This window comes from Novacetimonas maltaceti, assembly GCF_002906255.1.
In the GTDB taxonomy this organism is placed as follows: Bacteria; Pseudomonadota; Alphaproteobacteria; order Acetobacterales; family Acetobacteraceae; genus Novacetimonas; species Novacetimonas maltaceti.
This window is the reverse complement of record NZ_POTC01000114.1, coordinates 1-2,846: the sequence shown is the minus strand read 5'-3', so window position 1 is coordinate 2,846 and position 2,846 is coordinate 1. Positions and strand designations below refer to the sequence as shown.

General features: G+C 61.2%; 5 protein-coding genes. All 5 read right to left on the bottom strand.

Translation table 11 applies throughout. The features are described from left to right. Positions 1-234 precede the first annotated feature (234 nt). Positions 235-654, bottom strand: coding sequence for a putative toxin-antitoxin system toxin component, PIN family (locus KMAL_RS16410; RefSeq protein WP_007396268.1), 420 nt, complete (start codon positions 652-654; stop codon positions 235-237). 3 nt (positions 655-657) lie between these two features. Further along, a complete protein-coding gene (locus KMAL_RS16405; protein WP_039998284.1) occupies positions 658-912 on the bottom strand; it encodes a ribbon-helix-helix domain-containing protein in 255 nt (84 codons plus the stop codon). An 88-nt stretch (positions 913-1,000) separates the two neighbouring features. After that, positions 1,001-1,636, bottom strand: a complete 636-nt coding sequence (locus KMAL_RS16400; RefSeq protein ID WP_110096516.1) for a tyrosine-type recombinase/integrase — start codon at positions 1,634-1,636, stop codon at positions 1,001-1,003. Then, on the bottom strand, positions 1,633-1,929 hold the full coding sequence (locus KMAL_RS16395; protein WP_110096515.1) for a WGR domain-containing protein: 297 nt from the start codon (positions 1,927-1,929) through the stop codon (positions 1,633-1,635). Before KMAL_RS16395 ends, KMAL_RS16400 begins: the two co-directional genes overlap by 4 nt. An 800-nt stretch (positions 1,930-2,729) precedes the next feature. Beyond that, positions 2,730-2,846 (bottom strand): transposase (locus KMAL_RS16380; RefSeq protein ID WP_018308590.1); only part of this gene is annotated, 117 nt, incomplete at its 5' end.

The following is a 2,846-nucleotide window of genomic DNA, read 5'->3' as shown; positions in this document are numbered from 1 at the left end:
CCCCTCGGGCGAACCTCCTCAATCAGAGGTTCCCAGATCGCCCATGTCTCGTCCGTAAAGGTGCCTGTTCTGTCTCCTTCTTCCATCCCTACAATATGGGAAGAAATTCAAGATCTAACAGGCCCTAGTAGCAAACAACTTTAATCGCATAGTCGCTTAGTTGCATATTCGCTTAGAATTTATATCGCATCCTAATGCACTCGGCTTCTGCTGGGACAGAACCATCAGCCACACTCACGGCATGATCCCCTGCATGACCAGAAATGCTCTTACTGTGATGATCTTCACACCATCATAGACCCGCAGGTCCAGAATATCGCGCTTGTCGCCCGTTAACAGAAAATCGGCTTTTCCAGCAGATGCCATCGCCAAAAGATAATCGTCATCCGGATCCGGAGAGACTGCCACAGCAGGAAGATTGACAATGAGAACAGCCAGATCCCGGACTTCATTGACCAGACGGCCGGCGAGGGTGGGCGGCAGACGGGAACGGATCTTGGGATACCGTGTCACGCGCCGCAATTCATCTAGCTGCTCGGTAGACGTCAGCAGATCGAATTGTCCTGCCCGCCATAGCCCGAGCAGATGCGCTGGCAGGGATTTTTCAGAAAGCAAGGCACTGATGAGAAGATTGGTATCGATGACTAGACGCACGCCTTAGCTGGCCCTGTCCATTGCCCGCGTAGCGGTCACGGCCTCGCCGATCAGGTCCTCTAGGGCGTCCGGCTCCATATCTGCGAACCCACTCCGGGCTTCTGCCATTGTCCTGTCGAACACACGCCAGCGCACCGCCTCCTCGATGAAGCGAGACAAGTCGCCTTTCTTCATGCCGCGCTGCGCCAGGAAACTACGTACGGTGATGTCGGTTTCGCGGGAGACTGAAACCGTCCAACGAGTCATATCAGTAGACATATCATATCTCCATATAAGGTCTTATACGCTTATCATGATAAGCGCCTATATATATCTGTGCAATCCGATTTCATCTTCACAAAATGCATTACCCCCACATTTTCCGTGCGATATCCTGTTCCTCGGCGCCGACGGCATCGGCGTAGATGGCGGTGGTGGAGAGCTGGGCGTGACCGAGCCATTTCTGCACCATGTTGAGGGGAATGCCGCTGGAGACGGCGGCAACGCCGAAGGCATGGCGCAGGCCCTTGGGGGACGCGGCCGGGCCGGACAGGCCGGCGGCGTCCATGACCGCGTGCACCGCCCGCCAGCCGGTCATGCGGGACCAGGGCCACAGCCGGGCGGCCGATCCACGCCCTCGCCTACGCTGGGCCTCGCGGATGCCATGCACCAGGTCCAGGGCCTCGAGCAGGGAGGGAGGCACCGGCACGGCGCGATAGATCCCGTCCTGGCGCTTCTTGAGCGTGGCGAACACCAGCACGCCGCCGGCAAGGTCCACCCGGTCCGCCGTCAGGGCGATGGCCTCGGACAGGCGGCAGCCCGACCAGGTCAGGGTCATGCACAGCGTGCGGGCCTCGCGCGGCGCCTGCTCGGCCGCGCGCAGGAAGCGCGCCCGCTCGGCGACCGTGAGGTATTTGCGGCTCCCGTCGCGGTCGAAAAGCTGCATCCCGCCAGAGGCGCCTGCCGGGGTCGCCCGCTGTCCCGGTTTTCGGGTGCCGCTCATCCGGCTGTCCTGTCGCGATAGCCCCGCCGGCGCTTGGCCCGAAGCTGGCGGACGAGGGCGTCGAGCGCCTGCCCGGCATCGTCATGCAGCTCGCAGACCTGCCGGCCAGCCGTCCCGATCCGCCCCCACTGCCGCACCAGGGCGGTACCGCCGAACAGGTCAGGCTGCAACGACAGATGGTAGAAGCGCCAGCAGTTGGCGGCCGGATCCACGCGCACCAGCGCCGCCGTTTCGGGGAACAGCGACAGCTGGCAAGGCGGCCGGACAGGGGCCTTCGGGGCAGGTCTGGGCATGATATCCCGAAAAGTGTAACACATGTCACCCGCCCCGGACAGGAAAACCGCTGCAATCGCGGGGCCGGCCGGCCCGATTCAGGCCCGGCCTGTTACACTATTGCCTATAGCCCTTTGAAACACCGGAAAATCGCGCGTAATCATGGAAGACGGTCACCCGATAGACCGAGAAAAACTGACAAAGCTTGATCAACCTGACGCAGAGACGCAGCCTCCAGATGCCCGAAACCCTGACCGATCTTCTCCCGTGGCAGGGATATCGCCCAATCAACCATCACCTGCGACAGGCTGCGCAAGCCGTTCGTCGTGCTGGTACAACCGTAATCCGGAACAAAGGCCAGTTCTGCACGATGCTGGTCAACCTCAGCACGGTCATAGCTGGCGGGTCGGAAAAGGCGTCGGCCTGCACCCCAAGGACCGGACGCGGTTCGCCATAATCACCATTAACGGCAATCGTCACCAGATCACCACGTTTCACGCCGTCCACCCATCCCGGAAATCGTCCTCCTCGAAAAGCGCGTCCAGTGCGCGCAAGACGAGAGCTTCATCACTCGCCGGGGCGCACGCCAGCACCGCTACTTCACGGGACTGCCGCCGCGCTTCCGCCTCGAAAGCACGCCGCTCCCGCCCCGCCACATAGCGCGCATGAAATCCCGCAGCACATCGGCAGCAGGCCGTTCATCCGCACTGGTTGCAGCCGTGAACGCTGCCTTCAGCGCCGGGTCAATCCGGAAGTTGAAAATCTCCACCTTCGGATGAGAGCTATTCCGGGGCATCATAGCCTCCTGATCTAGGGCCTGTTAGGGCTTGATCCAGTCTGCTGCGGCAGCGATGTGGATGACCGCGAGGAACGACGTTGCTGTTTTTTCATATCTGGTTGCGACAGCGCGCCACTCCTTGAGGCGAGCCCAGAGGTT

What these genes read in the sequence shown, in the direction of transcription:
- KMAL_RS16405 (WP_039998284.1), bottom strand. Translation starts at nt 912, where the DNA reads ATGTCTACTGATATGACTCGTTGGACGGTTTCAGTCTCCCGCGAAACC.
- KMAL_RS16400 (WP_110096516.1), bottom strand. Translation starts at nt 1,636, where the DNA reads ATGAGCGGCACCCGAAAACCGGGACAGCGGGCGACCCCGGCAGGCGCC.
- KMAL_RS16395 (WP_110096515.1), bottom strand. Translation starts at nt 1,929, where the DNA reads ATGCCCAGACCTGCCCCGAAGGCCCCTGTCCGGCCGCCTTGCCAGCTG.